At 40.3% G+C, this 15,660-nt stretch carries 16 protein-coding genes; 8 read left to right on the top strand and 8 right to left on the bottom strand.

Going from position 1 to position 15,660, the window contains the following annotated elements:
• Positions 1 to 71: 71 nt before the first annotated feature.
• Positions 72 to 1,247, bottom strand: a complete 1,176-nt coding sequence (gene metK, locus HGJ91_RS02690) for a methionine adenosyltransferase (protein WP_291346151.1) — start codon at positions 1,245 to 1,247, stop codon at positions 72 to 74.
• Between the two features lie 222 nt (positions 1,248 to 1,469).
• Between metK and HGJ91_RS02685 the strand changes: the two genes are divergently transcribed.
• Entirely contained in the window at positions 1,470 to 2,450 is a 981-nt protein-coding gene (locus HGJ91_RS02685) for an adenosine kinase (RefSeq protein WP_291346150.1), read from the top strand.
• Positions 2,451 to 2,505: 55 nt separating this feature from the next.
• Here HGJ91_RS02685 and lon read toward each other — a convergent pair whose 3' ends face one another.
• From lon to HGJ91_RS02665, 4 genes are all read right to left on the bottom strand, one after another.
• Complete coding sequence (lon, locus tag HGJ91_RS02680; protein WP_291346149.1) at positions 2,506 to 4,905, bottom strand: endopeptidase La; 2,400 nt, start codon at positions 4,903 to 4,905, stop codon at positions 2,506 to 2,508.
• A gap of 171 nt (positions 4,906 to 5,076) precedes the next feature.
• Positions 5,077 to 5,238, bottom strand: a complete 162-nt coding sequence (locus HGJ91_RS02675; protein WP_291346148.1) for a FeoB-associated Cys-rich membrane protein — start codon at positions 5,236 to 5,238, stop codon at positions 5,077 to 5,079.
• A gap of 17 nt (positions 5,239 to 5,255) precedes the next feature.
• Complete coding sequence (gene feoB / locus HGJ91_RS02670) at positions 5,256 to 7,493, bottom strand: ferrous iron transport protein B (protein WP_291346147.1); 2,238 nt, start codon at positions 7,491 to 7,493, stop codon at positions 5,256 to 5,258.
• A 1-nt stretch (position 7,494) separates the two neighbouring features.
• Positions 7,495 to 7,728 carry a FeoA family protein gene (locus tag HGJ91_RS02665; RefSeq protein WP_291346146.1) on the bottom strand — a complete coding sequence of 78 codons (234 nt, stop codon included), beginning with the start codon at positions 7,726 to 7,728 and terminating at the stop codon, positions 7,495 to 7,497.
• A 171-nt stretch (positions 7,729 to 7,899) separates the two neighbouring features.
• Here HGJ91_RS02665 and HGJ91_RS02660 point away from each other — a divergent pair, with 171 nt between their 5' ends.
• The 7 genes from HGJ91_RS02660 (at position 7,900) to HGJ91_RS02630 (ending at position 13,209) form a co-directional block, all read left to right on the top strand.
• Positions 7,900 to 8,319, top strand: a complete 420-nt coding sequence (locus HGJ91_RS02660) for a metal-dependent transcriptional regulator (RefSeq protein ID WP_291346145.1) — start codon at positions 7,900 to 7,902, stop codon at positions 8,317 to 8,319.
• 166 nt (positions 8,320 to 8,485) lie between these two features.
• Complete coding sequence (locus HGJ91_RS02655) at positions 8,486 to 9,091, top strand: DUF1007 family protein (protein WP_291346144.1); 606 nt, start codon at positions 8,486 to 8,488, stop codon at positions 9,089 to 9,091.
• Positions 9,091 to 9,981: a hypothetical protein gene (locus HGJ91_RS02650; RefSeq protein ID WP_291346204.1), complete on the top strand. Its 891-nt coding sequence runs from the start codon at positions 9,091 to 9,093 to the stop codon at positions 9,979 to 9,981. The genes HGJ91_RS02655 and HGJ91_RS02650 overlap by 1 nt, the downstream gene beginning before the upstream one ends.
• Before the next feature lie 493 nt (positions 9,982 to 10,474).
• The gene (yedE, locus tag HGJ91_RS02645; RefSeq protein WP_291346143.1) at positions 10,475 to 11,569 is read left to right on the top strand and encodes a YedE family putative selenium transporter; all 1,095 of its coding nucleotides are present in this window, start codon (positions 10,475 to 10,477) and stop codon (positions 11,567 to 11,569) included.
• A gap of 2 nt (positions 11,570 to 11,571) precedes the next feature.
• Positions 11,572 to 11,790: a sulfurtransferase TusA family protein gene (locus HGJ91_RS02640; protein ID WP_291346142.1), complete on the top strand. Its 219-nt coding sequence runs from the start codon at positions 11,572 to 11,574 to the stop codon at positions 11,788 to 11,790.
• Complete coding sequence (locus tag HGJ91_RS02635; RefSeq protein WP_291346141.1) at positions 11,759 to 12,355, top strand: DUF3343 domain-containing protein; 597 nt, start codon at positions 11,759 to 11,761, stop codon at positions 12,353 to 12,355. The genes HGJ91_RS02640 and HGJ91_RS02635 overlap by 32 nt, the downstream gene beginning before the upstream one ends.
• The gene (locus HGJ91_RS02630) at positions 12,340 to 13,209 is read left to right on the top strand and encodes an NAD(P)H-hydrate dehydratase (protein WP_291346140.1); all 870 of its coding nucleotides are present in this window, start codon (positions 12,340 to 12,342) and stop codon (positions 13,207 to 13,209) included. Before HGJ91_RS02635 ends, HGJ91_RS02630 begins: the two co-directional genes overlap by 16 nt.
• A 34-nt stretch (positions 13,210 to 13,243) precedes the next feature.
• Here the strand turns inward: HGJ91_RS02630 and HGJ91_RS02625 are convergent, their stop codons facing one another.
• Genes HGJ91_RS02625 through HGJ91_RS02615 form a run of 3 tightly spaced genes read right to left on the bottom strand, consistent with a single transcriptional unit; the run spans position 13,244 to position 15,660 of the window.
• Entirely contained in the window at positions 13,244 to 14,317 is a 1,074-nt protein-coding gene (locus HGJ91_RS02625) for a DUF2117 domain-containing protein (RefSeq protein WP_291346139.1), read from the bottom strand.
• Positions 14,314 to 14,880 (bottom strand): hypothetical protein, encoded by a 567-nt coding sequence (locus tag HGJ91_RS02620; protein WP_291346138.1) that lies wholly within the window; start codon positions 14,878 to 14,880, stop codon positions 14,314 to 14,316. Before HGJ91_RS02620 ends, HGJ91_RS02625 begins: the two co-directional genes overlap by 4 nt.
• A gap of 12 nt (positions 14,881 to 14,892) precedes the next feature.
• Complete coding sequence (locus HGJ91_RS02615) at positions 14,893 to 15,660, bottom strand: ABC transporter ATP-binding protein (protein WP_291346137.1); 768 nt, start codon at positions 15,658 to 15,660, stop codon at positions 14,893 to 14,895.

Here is a 15,660-nt window from a genome sequence, read left to right as displayed (position 1 = left end):
AAAAAAGCCGCCTGAACTTAACTATAAAATTCAGGCGGCTTTTAAAAAAACAAAATCGTTGGGAAGTTGGACTATAGTCCGGCCAGATCCTTTATTTGATTTGCCTTGTCTGTTCTTTCCCAGTAAAAATCAGGATCTTTTCTTCCAAAATGTCCGTACGCTGATGTCTTCCTGTAAATCGGGCGAAGAAGATCAAGGGTACTAATGATTGCAGCAGGTCGCAGATCAAACACCTCTTTAACGATTTCAATTGCTTTGGATTCCGTTATTTTCCCGGTTCCCATGAAATCGACAAAAAGGGAGACTGGCTGGGCAACACCTATTGCATAGGCCACCTGAACCTCGCATTTGTCTGTAATTCCTGATGCTACAAGGTTCTTTGCAATATATCTTCCCATGTAGGATGCGCTCCTGTCAACTTTTGAAGGATCTTTTCCGGAAAAACAACCACCTCCATGACTGCCCTTGCCTCCATAGGTATCCACAATGATTTTCCGGCCGGTCACGCCACAGTCTCCCATGGGACCGCCCACAACAAACCGCCCTGTGGGGTTAATAAAAAATCGTGTGTCCCCGTCTATCATCTCTTCGGGTATCACCTTTTGAATAACTTCTTTTATAATGGCAGTTTTTAAATCACCATAAGACACATCAGGGGAATGCTGAGTGGAAACAACAATCGTATCCACCCTCTTAGGCTGACCCCCGTTCATATATTCAATGGTCACCTGAGATTTTCCGTCTGGCCTTAGAAAATCAAGAGCACCGTTTTTTCTAACCTGAGCCAGCCGCTTGGTCAATTTATGGGCATAAATAATGGGCATGGGCATAAGTTCCGGGGTTTCATTTGTGGCAAACCCGAACATTATTCCCTGATCACCGGCACCCTGTTCTTTGTAAAGACCTGCGCCTTCATCAACGCCCTGAGCAATATCAACTGATTGCTGATCAATACTGGTAACAACAGAGCAGGTCTGCCAGTCAAATCCCATATTAGAGGAGTTATATCCAATATCTTTGATGGTACTTCTGACAACTTCGGGAATATCCACATAGCAATCCGTGGTAATTTCTCCTGCAACCATTGCAAGACCCGTGGTCACCAAAGTCTCACAGGCAACTCTGCATTTTTTGTCTTGCGCCATGATGGCATCAAGAATACCATCTGATATGGCATCAGCTACTTTATCAGGATGACCTTCTGTTACAGATTCAGATGTAAACATATAAGATTGTTTTTCTGACATTACGAACTCCTTTTATATTAGGATAACTATTTTATTCATACATAATTTACATTTACGGCTATAATTAATAAGTTTTTATTCTCTCTTTGTCAACGATACCGGCTCCTTCTTGTGCCATATTTTTTCATTTTCGAAAAAATCACAAATTACTTGACAATTATCTCACAATTTTTATTCTTTGATTAAATTTAAACACTAAATAATATAGACCTTGGAGAAAACATGCCGGAAAACAGAGTAACAAGAATTACAGGTATCGGTTCTGCACTTGTTGATATTTTAATCAATGAATCTGACCGATTTTTAACAAACCTTGAAAAAGAAAAAGGGGGGATGACCCTTGTAGAGGACAGGGATATCGAAATAATTTTATCTGAATCAGATCAAACGCCTGTTGTTGTTCCCGGCGGTGCGGCATGCAATACAATCGTGGGTGTCGGCAGTCTTGGCGGGGATGCCAGATTTATCGGCAAAAGGGGAAATGATGCATATGGTGAAATTTTTGAAAAACAGGTGGTTAAATGTAATGTTGAACCCGTTGTTTCAATCTCCAGCTCTCCGACAGGCAAAGTTCTATCTGTTATCACACCGGATGCCCAGCGCTCCATGTTCACTTTTCTTGGCGCATCCACAGAACTTGATCCTGAACTTATCACTTCTGACATATTTAAAGGGACTGCCATTTCCATGATTGAAGGATATCTTTTGTTCAACAAGGATTTAATGATGGCTGCGCTAGAAGCTGCCAGGGCTGCCGGATCTCTTATTGCTCTCGATCTTGCAAGTTTTGAAGTGGTCAATTCGTCCAGCGATATTCTTGAAGATATCATAAAAAACTTTGTTGATATTCTTATTGCCAATGAAGATGAAGCAAAGGCATATACCGGTTACGATAATGAACAAAAAGCCATTGAAAAAATGTCTCGGCATGTCACATATGCTGTCCTGAAAGTTGGCAAAAGAGGCAGTTATGTCTCATACAATAACACTATCACAAGAATACAACCCCAATCGGGAAATACCCCCATCGACACAACCGGGGCAGGAGATCTCTGGGCAGCCGGATTTCTTTTTGGAATTGCCCATGGATTTTCCATTGAAAAAAGCGGCCGAATCGCGTCTGCCTGCGGCTATGAGGTTTGCCAGATCATGGGGGCTCAGCTCCCTGAAGATGCATGGGCACGGATAAAAAAGCTGATATAAAACCAAAGCACCTGAAACAATACTCTTTGCAGTTTCTTAAAAAATGATGTCGGCCTTAAAGATCATTAAACACGATCTTGAACACGTCTTTATATTTTTTAGCAAAATGAAACGTGATGCCGTCTTTAATGTACTCCGGAAGTTTTTTGAAGTCAGGCTTACACCCTTCGGGCAAAATAATCTCTTTAATACCGGATCGTCGGGCAGCAATAATTTTCTCTTTAATGCCGCCAACAGGAAGGACTTCACCTGTCAAAGTCATTTCTCCCGTCATGGCAAGGGGATGGTCGATTGCCTTTCTAATCGCAAGGGAAACCAAAGCTGTTGTAATAGTAATCCCGGCACTTGGGCCATCCTTTGGAGTTGCCCCTTCCGGCACATGGATATGGATAAAGGCATTATCAAAATATTTTTTATCAATTTCAAATGATGCAAGATTTGCCCTCACATGGCTGTAGGCAATGGCTGCCGACTCCTGCATCACTTCCCCAAGCTTTCCGGTCAGCTTAAATCCCGGATTTTTCCCATGAACCTTTACCGCCTCAATGGGAAGCGTTACCCCGCCAAGCTGGGTCCAGGCAAGGCCGGTTACTACGCCAACGCCTGATATTTGTTTTTCATCTTTGAAAACCGGCGGCCCCAGATAATCTTCCAGGGATTTAATATTGATCCTGATTTTCTTTTTCTTTCCTTTTAACAGGGTCACAATGCTTTTTCTGATAATTTTATTGAAAAGTTTTTCAATATTTCTGACCCCGGCTTCCCTGGCAAAGCCTTCAATAAGAAGACGGATAGTAGGATCTGTGATAGTGATCTCTTTGGATGTCAGCTTATTTCTTTTTAAAAGTTTTGGCCAGAGATGCTTTCTGGCAATTTGAATTTTTTCTTCCGTAATATAACCGGACAGGTTAATCCGGTCCATCCTGTCCAAAAGTGGCCTGGGAATCGTATCAAGCTGATTGGCTGTGCAGATAAACAACACTTTGGACAAATCAATCCGAAGATCCATATAATGATCGAGAAATTCAGAATTTTGTTCAGGATCAAGCACTTCAAGTAAAGCAGATGCGGGGTCCCCCTGGTAAGATGATCCGATTTTATCCACCTCATCCAGCATGATCACAGGATTTGCCACTTGGGTATCTTTTAAGGCCTGGACCAGTTTCCCGGGCAATGCTCCCACATAGGTTCTTCTATGCCCTTTGATCTCAGCCTCATCCCTCATTCCGCCAAGACTGAACCTGTAAAATTTTCTTCCAAGGGCCTCGGCAATTGATTTCCCAATAGAAGTTTTACCGACACCCGGAGGTCCGACAAACAAAATAATGGAGCCGGAAAAATCTTTTTTATAAATTCCGGCTGCAAAAAACTCTACAATCCTTTCTTTTACATCTAAAAGTCCTGCATGATCCCGGTCAAGGATTTTTTCAGCCCGTTTAATATCAATATTATCCCTGGAATAGACTCCCCATGGGAAGGATGTGATCCAGTCCAGATAGTTTCGGGTCACTCCATATTCTGAAGATCCTGTCTCAAGTACGGCTAATTTTTCAATCTCCTCTTCAAACCGCTTGACCACATGTTCGGGTGGATTCAATTTTTCAAACTTATCTTTAAATTTATCCACATCCGACGTTTTGTCATCTTTTTTCAATCCAAGCTCTTTCTGGATTGCTTTAAGCTGTTCTTTTAAAAAGAATTTGCGTTTGCTTTCATCCATCTGGATGTTGAGGTCTTTTTGTATTTTACTTTGGAGCTTTGCAATTTCTATCTCTTTTTGCAACAGCAACATGACTTTCTTCATCCGGTCCAGAACAGAGGAGAGTTCCAAAACTTCCTGTAAATCATCACCGGATGCCGTAGTAATTCCGGCTGCAAAATCAGTCAGAGGCGACGGTTGATCCGGGCTGAACATGCCTAAGTATTGCCTTAAATCTTCAGAGTATAAGGGGTTCAGCGTGAGCAATTTCTTGATGGCATTAATAATGGCAATGGCATAGGCCTTAAGTTCATCTTCATTCTCTTTTGTTTTTTCGAAATACTCCACCCGAACCACAAAGGGTGGTTTGTCCGAAAGAAACTGCTTGATCCGAAATCTTTCAAGCCCCTGGGCAATAAACTGGATATTTTCCTGAACATCCACGATATTCATCATCCTGACAATACAACCCACTTCAGGAAAATTTTCTTTATACACGTATTTTCCCTTCACTTCTTTCAGATATGAAAGGCCCAAAAGATTCTTAGAATCTTTGGATGCCTTCCTCAACGTTTCTTCCCATCTTTTCTTGCTGACCATAAGGGGTTGAACCTGTGCAGGCAAATGAGGACGGCCCGTGATGGGGATAAGATATAAAATATCCGGTTTGACGCTTTGCTGAACCAGTTGACCGTCTTTTTTCCCATTATCGGCTTCGACTATTTCCGGTGTAATCGGCGTGTTGTCATCCGTCATAAATCACCTCTTTAAAAAATTGATGTTATATTAACGATGAATATTACCCTTATTATAATAGTATTTTAATTCTGACAACCTAATAAAAGCAAAATCCATACCAACCTTGATACTGATACACATCAGACAAAGCTGAGGGATGATATAACTATTTTTTACAAAACTTATTTTTTATTTGTCTTTCAAAAATCCAGGGGGACATGATTTTTTTGACGCGCATGAGCATCCGGTGCCACAATCACACGATTTCTTTCCCTGATACGTATTTATAAAACTTTTAATCGTGAAAGCGACTGCCCCGGCCACGATAATGCCAACGATAATTTCATCCATGATGTATCCTCCTATCTTTATGTCAAGACAATAGACCCAACCTGGTAAAAGAGTACTGACAACCCAAAGGCAAGTACCGTATTAAACACAACAGAAAAAGCCGCCCATTTCCATGAGCCAGCCTCTTTTGCAATACAGACCACCGTAACAAAACAAGGAGCATAAAAAATGGTAAATATGATCAGACTGAATGCCGTCAAGGGACCCCAACCTTCTGCTACTTTTAATCTGTCAGAAAGGGAGGTGGTTTCTTCCGGATCTACTTCACCAATGGAATAGGCCGTTCCAAGTGTTGATACCACGATCTCCTTTGCTGCAAACCCGCCCACAAGGGCAATATTTGTTCTCCAGTCAAACCCTGCAAACTTTGTTATCCCTTCAAGGGAAGAACCGATACGGCCTGCAATGGAATTCTTCAATCCTGCATGGGCTTCATCAAAATCAACCTGGGCAAGGCTTTTCTTTACCACCATTGCCTTTGCAGACAATTTACGTGTGACCTTCAGGTTATCTCCTTTTATGGTTTCAGTTTCAAGGGTTTCAATCTCACTCAAAACCCGAGCCGGCACACCCGACATAATAAATAATCGCAGGCTTTCAAACTCTTGAGTTTTTGTCTCAGGAAGGCCCGGGAATGTCATCATGGCCCATAGAACAATGGAAATGCCTAAAATAACAGTGCCTGCTTTTTTAATATACTGCCAGGTTCTTTCCCAGGTATGAATCAAAATGCCTTTAATTGTCGGCATCCTGTATGGAGGAAGTTCCATGACAAAGGGCGTTGATTCTCCTTTTATAACGGTAGACCGCAAAAGCCTGGCCACCAACAATGCGCCAACCCAGGAGATCAATGTAATGAGCAGCATCACCGTTGCTTCATTTTTTGAAAAAAATGCAGCAACCAGCAATGCATACACTGGAAGTTTGGCACCGCAATTCATAAATGGAACGGTTAAAAGCGTTGTAAGCCTTTCTTTAGGAGATTTAAGGGTTCTTGTGGCCATAACACCGGGGACTGCACAACCGCCTGCAATACCGCCTGATACAATAAATGCCATTACTGAACTTCCATGGAGTCCAAACATTCTGAACACCCTGTCCAGCATAAATGCCATTCGTGCCAGGTATCCCGAGTCTTCAAGAAAAGCAATCCCTAAAAACATGAACATAATCAAAGGCACAAATCCGAGAACCCCGCCCACTCCGTCAATTATCCCCGAAATAACAAGGGATTTTAAATGCCCTTCAGGCAAGGCATTATCTGCAATTCCTCCAATCCACCCGAAAAAACTTTCAAACCATCCCACTGGGATTTCGCTATAGGTAAATGTAAATTTATAGAGCCCCATCAAAATGCCAACCATGATGATGGGTCCCAGGAATCGGTTAGTCACTGCTTTATCAATTTTATCTGACAATTGCAGCCTGTTTTTGTCCTGGAAATAGCCGATCACGTTCTGTTTTAGAACTGAATTGATAAATCCATACCTGTGATCTGCAATGATTCCTTCAGGATGGGTATCAAGGGTTGCCAAAAGATGGCCAGTAACTTTTTTAACAATCCCTTCCAGTTGCAAAGCAACCTTCATATCTTCCTTTTTGCCGGACTCAACAATCTGTTGATCCTTTTCAAGATATTTGATGGCCGTCCACCTTGCCCTGTATCTTGCTGTTAAAAAAGTAGAAGATTGGATAATTTCTTCCATTTCATCAAGGGCAGTATCAATGTCGCGTCCATAGGAAATCGTTAAAGGCTCGGCTTTACCGTTTACATTTGAAGCAATGGTCTGCAGCAGTTCTTTTTTCCCTTCACCACTTCGGGCAATGGTCGGAACAACAGGAACATTCAATAATTTTGACAATTTTTTAATGTCAATCTTAATACCCCGCTTTTTTGCCACATCCATCATATTTAATGCAATGGTTACAGGAATCCCCATTTCCATAAACTGGACCGAAAGATAAAGATTTCTTTCAAGATTGGATGCATCAACAATATTGACAATCATGGAAGGTTTTTCATTTACAAGGAAATCTCTTGCAACCACTTCTTCCAGGGAATAGGCTGTCAAAGAATAGGTTCCGGGAAGATCAACTATGTCAAATTTCCCGGAATCACTTACGCATGTTCCCTGTTTTTTTTCAACAGTCACACCGGGATAGTTGCCAACATGCTGCCGTGCGCCTGTTAATTCATTAAAAAGAGTTGTTTTGCCTGAATTCGGGTTCCCTGCCAGTGCGATTGCTGTACTCATCTTATTGCACCTCTACTTCAATATGGTCGGCTTCATTGTTCCGAAGCGTTAGTGTAAATCCCATGATTCTGAGGGAAACCGGATCATGGAGAGGTGCTCGCCCCTGAACTTTAATCTTCTTGCCGGGAATGAGTCCCATGTCCCTGATCCGCCTGCCAAGCTCTCCTGTACCTTTAACAGAAATAATCGTACCGGTTTGATCAACCTGCATTTGCCTTAAACTTATTCTTCCCATATAGCCTCCTTGTTTTGAATATATAATTAAGTTTTTCGATAAATAAAAAGTTTATTATACCTAACTTTTATTGTTGTCAATAAAAAAATGAGCTGTCTATATAAAATAAATATTTGACTTACTAAATATTTAAATATAAACATATGACAATAAACTTAAGGGAGAAGAGACATGGCTAAAAAAAATCAACTTTCAGAAAGCCTTGAAGATTATCTTGAAATCATACTTGAATTGCAGAGAACAAAAACCGTGGCCCGGTCCAAGGATATTGCCGAAAAGATGGGCATTAAAAGAGGGTCTGTTACAGGGATGTTAAAAAAGCTTGCTATCAACAAACTTATCAACTATGAGCCCTATGGATATGTCACCTTAACTCCTGAAGGCAAAAAAATTGCTTTGGAAATAGAACGCCGTCATATTTTCCTAAAGGATTTTCTTTTCAGGATATTGGAGGTTGATGAGAAAACAGCCGACCGCACAGCCTGCCAGATGGAACATGCAATGAATAAACAGACTTTTAGTAAATTTAAAAAATTTGTAAAAAAAATCGATACCTGCCCCCATTGTGACATTGAGCCGATCACAAATTGACCTCATCAATCCAATAAAAGTAAGCCCCCTCCTAACTTTTTTCCCGCCTGATTGCCGCGTTCCAGGAATAAGAGAACATCTTTTTTTCTATTTCAATTTTATATTACCCATACTATATAAGGGGTCAAAAAACACAAAGGCTATAAAAAATATTGGCGCAAAATATATGAAACATATGGTTATTAAATCTGTTCTTATGATTTCCTGGCTCCTGTTTATCCTCATCGAAATCACCTGGGGGCATCCCCATGTTTTTATTGCCCAGAACCTGACGGTCGTGTTTGATGAAAAAGGAGTAGCAGGTTTTAATGTATACTGGAAATTTGATGACATGTTTTCAAACATGATCTGCGAAGATCATGACCTGAATAAAAATGGAACTCTTGAAAAAACCGAGGTGACATCCATCAGGGAAAAAGCTTTTTCCTATATTGCCGAATTCAATTATTTTATTTATGTAAAAATTGACGGTACTCCTTTTAAAGTTAAATATGTGACTGACTTTTCTGCAAAACTTGAAAACGGAAAATTGATTTATGATTTTTTCATCCCCTGCCATGTCAGTGCCATAAAAAATTTTAAACACATCAACATTGCTTTTTATGACCCAAATTACTACTCTGCCATTTATTTTACAGAACAACGTCCTTTTGCAATTGAAAACAATAACAAATTTAAAGTCAATGCTCACATAAAAAGAGACAAAGCTACCTTGATATACTATGACATGGTGAACCCTTGGGCATTATTTCTGGATTTCAAGTTAAAGTGATGAACAAAATATCCATAGTCGTCTTTTTGCTGTGTGCAGTCTTTTTATCCACTTCAATAACAAATGCCGATAACCCTTTTACAACAAAACCTGAAAAGCATCACATGACGTCTAAGCCATTGGTAAAAAGCAAATTCTTTGTTAAAATAATTTACTGGCAGCAGAAGTTAAGAGAAAAGATGTCCAGTTTGATACGTGAGGCCAAAACAAAAAAAAGTCCGGCACCCTTTTTTGTTCTTATCGCTTCAGCCTTTGCCTATGGCGTTATCCATTCAGCCGGCCCAGGCCATGGAAAGGCCGTCGCCCTATCCTATATTCTGTCTTGTAAACCAAGTTTTCCTCAGGGTTTAATTTTCGGCAACCTTGTGGCATTAACCCATGGATTCTCAGGTATTTTCTTTGTTCTATCCGTAAAATACTTATTGCAAACAAGCATTTCGACCTCACTTGAAACCATGACAAATATCACTCAAATCATCAGCTATTCCTTAATCACCTGCCTTGGACTCATCATATTTTCCAGAACCATTTATAAATGGAACAAAAATAAAACAGCACATCATGAACCCCGTACAAAACTGTTTGCCAATCCATTTATAACAGCAATCGCAGTGGGTATCATCCCATGTCCCGGTGTGGTTATGGTGATGTTGTTTGCCATATCTTTGGATTTAACCTGGCTGGGAATTTTATTGGGCACAACCATTTCTTTCGGCATGGCTTCAACCATTACTTTGATTGTCATAGCAGGCATGTCAGGCAAAGCCGCTGTCCTCTCTCTGGTTTCCAATCACAGCAGGATATTAATCCTACTTGAACATATGATTGAAGCCATGGCAGGCTTATTAGTGGCTTGTTTAGGCTTTATCCTTTTAAGCACCAGTCTTTAAATCAAAAAACATAAAATACCTGGCCAACAAAATTTTTGATAAAATTATAACAAGTGATAAAGAGGACACTAACCCCTGTTAAGCCAGAGATGCTGGAAGCCAGACAAATTAAGACAGTAAAAAAACAAAATTTTAAAGATCAACCAGCAACCTTGAAAAAAATAAGTTTTCAAAAAAAAGAAAATGTGATCCCGGTAAAAAAATGATACCCCCCCCAGGAAATGTGGGTTAAAATTCCTGTGAAATGAATTAAACTGACAAAATATACAGACTGGTGGGAAAGTATGGGAACTTAACCATGGACGTAATAGGGCAACTGAATAGTTTAACAAAACAAAAAGATATTATAGCCTGTATTGACTTGTTCTATGAATACCGGGTTTCATATTTTAATTATCAATTGGATTTTCCAGACAATTTATGAAAAAAAATAATCCACTAAAAAATGGGTGGTGAGTTGAACAATACTAATGCTTTGAAAGGATGATATAAAATGACTAAGAACTTTTTTGCTGGTCGTTGGGGAATTATCTGTGTTGGCGCGGTTATCGGTATTTTTGCAGGCATTTTGCAGAAAATGGGAAATCCGGGAAACATGGGGATCTGTGTGGCATGCTTTGAAAGGGATATTGCAGGAGCCTTAGGGCTTCACAGGGTAGGCGTGGTGCAATATATACGTCCGGAGATTATTGGCTTTGTTTTAGGCTCTTTAATTGCGGCATTAACTTTTAAGGAATTTAAACCCCGTAGCGGATCTGCACCCATTGCCAGGTTTATTCTGGGTGTTTTTGCCATGATCGGAGCCCTGGTTTTTTTAGGCTGCCCCTGGCGTGCCCTGCTTCGCCTTGCCGGTGGGGATGGCAATGCCATTATTGGCCTGCTGGGACTAGCAGGGGGGATCTGGATCGGTGTTCTATTTTTAAAAAACGGGTACAACCTGGGCAGAAGCCAGGCAACCCATAAAAGTGTCGGCCTGTTGTTCCCGCTTATCATGCTGGGTTTTTTATGCCTGATGTTTCTTTACCCCCAGGTGGCAGGAGAAAATAAAAGCGGGGTTTTGTTATACAGCCTTAAAGGTCCCGGGGCCATGCATGCACCATTATTTATATCCCTTGTGATCGGGCTTGTGATCGGGTTTGCAGCCCAGAGAAGCCGGTTCTGTACCATGGGTGCTTTTCGTGACCTGATCCTGTTTCGCCATGTTCATCTTTTAACGGGATTGATTTCTCTTGCACTGTTCGCATTTGCTGCAAATCTTGTTCTGGGCCAGTTCAATCCCGGCTTTGAAGGACAGCCGGTTGCTCATACCATGCAGGTCTGGAATTTTGCAGGAATGGTGCTTGCAGGCCTTGCTTTTGCCCTGGCAGGAGGATGTCCCGGACGTCAGTTGTTTCTTTCCGGTGAAGGGGATGGTGATGCAGCCGTCTTTGTCCTTGGGATGATTACGGGCGCAGCCTTTGCGCATAATTTCGGACTGGCAAGTTCACCCAAAGGTGTCGGTCCCCATGGAATTGCTGCTGTAGCAGTCGGTCTTGTCGTCTGCCTGTTTATCGGATTTACAATGAGAAAAAATATCAAAGGAGTATAACCGTGAGTATAACGATTGATGCAAGAGGGCTTTCATGTCCTCAGCCAGTGTTAATGTTTATGGAAGCCGTTAAATCAGGGAATGAAAGCACGATAATTGTGCTGGTGGATACGGATGCTTCAAAAGAGAATGTCTCAAGGGCTGCGGAAAGCAAAAAATACACTGTCACGGATATCCAGCAGCAGGGGGATGAATACCAAATTACCATTGCAAAGGACTAATGACGTAAGGGGCATTTTGTTTAAATTAAAGCTGTTCAAAGAAAAAAAACAGGATAATCTTTCCCGGGCAGAACTGGGTATCCTTGTGTTTGAAAATACAAGCGAGGTCATTGCCGCTCAAAGAATTTTATTGGCAAATGACTGGGAAATCAGGGTGATGGGTCCGCCACCGGAGATCCAAAGCGGGTGTGATCTCGTGATTGAGTTTCCCCTGATCCAGGAGCTCAATATCCTTCGACTCCTTGAAAAGGCAGGAATTCCGCCCATAGAGACAGTTCCGGTTACCGATCCCCTGCTCCAGCCGGTGGACCTTTTTCATATAAAGGATTTTGGCCGGTTCCTCATGATCAGGGCTGCCAATATGAAAATTACTGTGGAAAAAAGGACCCAGTTGATCGTTAATGTTTCCGGAGGCGGTTGCCCGGATGTGCCGTATCTTGCTTTCAAACTGGTGGGCAAAACTATGGCACAGGCCCCCAATCCACTGGATATCGGACATACCCTCTGCGGCTATGCCCTTGGCCTTGCTTTTAAGGAGATGCAGAAAAAATGCTTGCAGTGGTAGGAACAGTCCCTGACCCCAATTTTCCCTTGACTGTGGGCCGGGTGGATATGGTTGAAAACAGGCTCACTATTGATGGAAAACATGTCCTGGTGAACCGGGGAACCCCAGCGCTTTTAGGCGCTATGGTCAATACTTTGAAAGTACTGGGCCCAACGGATATAACCGGGTTTATCGCAGGGGATATAGAGCTTGGCCACGGCAGCAGCAAACTGTATCAATACCTGATTGAAAACGGGCCCCAAATTGATTTTAATACCATTGTATTTCATTATCTTCAGCCGGATGTAGACTGGCATAACCGGATTATGTTCATGCTCGATGATTTGGAAAAAAAACCGGTGTTGATAGCAGATGCCGGTTTTATGTATGCTGCCAAAATGAGCGGTCAGGCACAAGCCTATGACCTTTTTACACCGGATGTGGGAGAACTTTCGTTTCTTGCTGATGAAACCGCGCCTCATCCGTTTTACACTCGTGGGTTTATCCTGCACGATGACAATAGTGTTCCTGATCTTATCAGCCGGGCATACCTGCATGGAAATGCTGCAAAAAATTTGCTTGTTAAAGGAGCAATAGACTCTATTGCAGATAAAAGTGGTATTGTTTTTTCTGTAGACAGTCCTGTAGCGGAAGCCATGGAGGCAATGGGGGGGACAGGGGATACGATTACAGGCATTGTTACTGCGCTTGCAGGGACAGGAATGCAAATTTTAAAAGCAGCAAAAATTGCAGCAAAAGTTAACCGCCTTGCCGGGTTTTTTGCCAAGCCCACCCCTGCAACCCAGGTTGGCGAAATTATCCAACATATCCCCCAGGCTCTGGAAAACGTATTAAAGGAATCATATGTACAATAAGAAAAATAGTGGTCAGCAACGAATCAATCAAATTTTAATAATGCTGGATTTTTACTAAATCTTTTTTTGCCATTTTAATTATTTGATCTTTCAGCGCTTTGAAATCCATTTCTATATTTTTTTTGTTATTAAATATCTCTTTAAAAACTTTTAAGCCGAATATGTCGTCTGCCTTGACTGTTAATTTTATTGAACCGGGTGTGATGTGCGCGTTATTGTGAATAATATCTTCATCGCCATCAATAATACCAATGACAGGAATTTGAAACCGATACATAATATCACCAACGATGGAAGTGGTATCATCTCCAACGGTTACAACCCCTTTTGTGTCATTTATTAAATTATACACATACATTCCCGCATGATCTATAAATGTGATTTTTGTGCCGTTTGTCTTTTTTATTCGCGGTATATGCTCTGTTCGTCTGAGAAAAGATGATGTTGTAAGTTTAATTGTTTCTAGATTAATACCCCCAAATCTTTCTAATTTTTCTATTCCATGCGCTTTGATTTGAGCACCTTGAATCTCAATAAGATGTTTTCCTTTAGATATCAATACAATTTCTGTTTTCAATGCCGTGCCGACTATAATGCCATCTACAAGAATAAAATCATTTATGTTTGCTGTTGTTATTTTCCGGTATGTTTTTTTGTTTTCTTTCCACACCAGAGGAGAGGTGGTATCAATTTTCTTTTGCGGTTTTTTTTGTTTAATCCCCATTTTTTGTAAAATAGAAATAATAACAGGATTATTGGTGTCGTTCCACTCTACAAAACAGGGATGGCTGCATTCAATTTGAAGAACAGGTGTTTTTAAACCCGCACGCTCAATAATCATATTGCCAAAAGTTAACCCTGAATGAAGCGTCTTGCCGTAATTAACAATAATGATATTTTTTAGTTTTAAAGCCATGCGAGAAAGACAACTGCTTGGCGTTTCATCCCAGAATTCAATATTTTCAAGCCCACTGTCTATAACAGCAGTCCGTCCCATGGTACCGGCTAAGACGCACTTAACAGAATCTGTTTTTTTTATGGCAGTAATAATTTTTTGGGCCCAGTTAGAATCAAAAACTTCGGGGCCGTGAAACAATAAACCGATCATTTTTTTATCCCAAACAGTTTTTTATAAAGTTCAATATGCTCTCTGCTCCATACTGCATCGTGAATATGGTCTTCTTCTTCCCAATGGGTAATATTTCTTTTCCACAAATCAATTGGTTTTGTATAATTCGCCGCATCTTTTCCTGATAAAGCTATCATTTCTGCGGCATGCTCATACGCATCTGCTGATAGAAAATGTTCTCCCTGCATATCACAAAATCCTGCAACTTCTTCATATATGTCTATACAGTCCGTCCATTTTTTTTCCTGTTCATAAAGTTGTGCCATTTTGTAGCCTGAAATAACAATAAGCTCTTTGTAGTTAGCTTTAACAGCAAGTTTAAAGGCTTTTTTATAATAAAAGATTGCTTCATCACTCTTTTTTTTGACTTCTGATAAAGATGCCGCATTCATATATCCATAAATTCCCAGGACATAACTGCCTTTAATACTTTTAATATCTGCATATTCTTCCCATTTGTCCGGATCTGCATCATTTCTGGCATCACTTTCCAGTTTCCTGCATTTATAATACGTATCTTCTTTTACTTTATCCCAATCCATTTTATTCCTCCTTTAATCAATCACCTTGATTGGCGATATCTGTAAAAAATCATTATCGTTATTTATTACAGTTTGAACTTTATAAACTGTTTTAATATTTTCTTTGGTTAATACTTTTTCCGGACGGTCAAAGCAAAAAACCTTGCCTGAATTTAACATTATAATTTTATTTGAATACCGTGCCGCCATGTTTAAATCGTGTATGGCGATAACAGCTGATTTTTTTTGTGTTTTAACCAGATTTTTAATCATTTCCATAATTTGAATTTGATATTTCAAATCCAGACTGCTTGTTGGCTCGTCCAGGATTAAACAATCCGTGTTTTGTACAAACAGCCTTGCCAGTAAAACTTTTTGTTTTTGTCCGCCGCTTAAATGATCAAAATTTTTTAATGCAATGTCTTCAAAATTCATAGACTTGATAATTTCTGAAGTTGCATTTATATCTCGTTCTGATGGCTTCCATTTGATATAAGGCATTCTTCCCATTAAAATAACATCAAAAACAGTAATGGGAAATTTAAAAGGAATATTTTGAGGAAGATAGGAAATATACTTTGCTCTTTCTAATCTGCTTATTTTCGAACTGTCTCTGCCTTTAATTAAAACCCTGCCCCTGGTTGGTTTTATTATGTTAACAATACTTTTTAAAAGTGTTGTTTTTCCCGAACCATTAATCCCTATTACGCTTAGGATCTCACCTTTGTTTATGCTTAATGTAATATCATTAAGAACAAATTTTTTTTTGTATTTAAAAAAGAGATTTTGAATATCTAACAA

The organism is Desulfobacula sp. (assembly GCF_014237455.1).
GTDB lineage: Bacteria > Desulfobacterota > Desulfobacteria > Desulfobacterales > Desulfobacteraceae > Desulfobacula.
The sequence above is the reverse complement of the archived record's forward strand: the minus strand, read 5'-3'. Positions and strand labels throughout refer to the sequence as shown.

Excerpts from the sequence above, each read along its gene's own strand:
- HGJ91_RS02685 (WP_291346150.1), top strand. The coding sequence starts at position 1,470 with ATGCCGGAAAACAGAGTAACAAGAATTACAGGTATCGGTTCTGCACTT.
- lon (WP_291346149.1), bottom strand. The coding sequence starts at position 4,905 with ATGACGGATGACAACACGCCGATTACACCGGAAATAGTCGAAGCCGAT.
- feoB (WP_291346147.1), bottom strand. The coding sequence starts at position 7,493 with ATGAGTACAGCAATCGCACTGGCAGGGAACCCGAATTCAGGCAAAACA.
- metK (WP_291346151.1), bottom strand. The coding sequence starts at position 1,247 with ATGTCAGAAAAACAATCTTATATGTTTACATCTGAATCTGTAACAGAA.
- HGJ91_RS02665 (WP_291346146.1), bottom strand. The coding sequence starts at position 7,728 with ATGGGAAGAATAAGTTTAAGGCAAATGCAGGTTGATCAAACCGGTACG.
- HGJ91_RS02625 (WP_291346139.1), bottom strand. The coding sequence starts at position 14,317 with ATGATCGGTTTATTGTTTCACGGCCCCGAAGTTTTTGATTCTAACTGG.
- HGJ91_RS02630 (WP_291346140.1), top strand. The coding sequence starts at position 12,340 with ATGCTTGCAGTGGTAGGAACAGTCCCTGACCCCAATTTTCCCTTGACT.
- HGJ91_RS02660 (WP_291346145.1), top strand. The coding sequence starts at position 7,900 with ATGGCTAAAAAAAATCAACTTTCAGAAAGCCTTGAAGATTATCTTGAA.
- HGJ91_RS02675 (WP_291346148.1), bottom strand. The coding sequence starts at position 5,238 with ATGGATGAAATTATCGTTGGCATTATCGTGGCCGGGGCAGTCGCTTTC.
- HGJ91_RS02655 (WP_291346144.1), top strand. The coding sequence starts at position 8,486 with ATGAAACATATGGTTATTAAATCTGTTCTTATGATTTCCTGGCTCCTG.
- HGJ91_RS02620 (WP_291346138.1), bottom strand. The coding sequence starts at position 14,880 with ATGGATTGGGATAAAGTAAAAGAAGATACGTATTATAAATGCAGGAAA.
- HGJ91_RS02635 (WP_291346141.1), top strand. The coding sequence starts at position 11,759 with ATGAATACCAAATTACCATTGCAAAGGACTAATGACGTAAGGGGCATT.
- HGJ91_RS02650 (WP_291346204.1), top strand. The coding sequence starts at position 9,091 with ATGAACAAAATATCCATAGTCGTCTTTTTGCTGTGTGCAGTCTTTTTA.
- yedE (WP_291346143.1), top strand. The coding sequence starts at position 10,475 with ATGACTAAGAACTTTTTTGCTGGTCGTTGGGGAATTATCTGTGTTGGC.